Source organism: Rothia sp. P100, assembly GCF_023712425.1.
GTDB lineage: Bacteria > Actinomycetota > Actinomycetes > Actinomycetales > Micrococcaceae > Rothia > Rothia endophytica.
The window spans coordinates 1-460 of sequence record NZ_JAMAYG010000011.1 but is presented as its reverse complement, the minus strand read 5'-3'; the positions used below and the strand labels follow the sequence as shown (position 1 = coordinate 460).

The 460-nt window shown below is 38.7% G+C and carries 1 protein-coding gene; it reads left to right on the top strand.

Translation table 11 applies throughout. From position 1 onward, the window contains the following. Window positions 1-252: hypothetical protein (locus M3668_RS10955; RefSeq protein WP_251380888.1), on the top strand; the 252-nt coding region annotated here is incomplete at its 5' end. Window positions 253-460 lie beyond the last annotated feature (208 nt).

Sequence of the window (460 nt, the reverse complement as noted above, 5' to 3'; positions counted from 1 at the left end):
GGCATTATGATTAAACGTCGCACGCAAGAGACCGCATTAACGGAACAAGATTTTGTGAATGGCGTAACTGCCAATCAATCTGATGAAAAGCCAAACCTAGACCCCAAAGCTGCTCGAAAATTTAAATCGCATACCTTACCTCTAAATGAGTATGAATATAATTTATTAGTGGAGCTGGCGGATAAATATGGACAGACGCATAGTGGTATCATACGCTATGCATTAAAACAGTTAGCATTAAAAGACAACTAAATCAGAACTATATAGATTCTGATTTAGAACTAATATAACGTTAGGTAGCGTTCGAAAAACTGTGCCATTCCCCTAAACTGTTAAATAAAACAGAAATGACACCATGCAATCATTTGATTTTGATGAAGACCTAAAAGCGATCCAATCAGGCAAACCCATCACAGGCAGTGATGGGGTACTAGCCCCACTTCATCAAACAACTCACCGA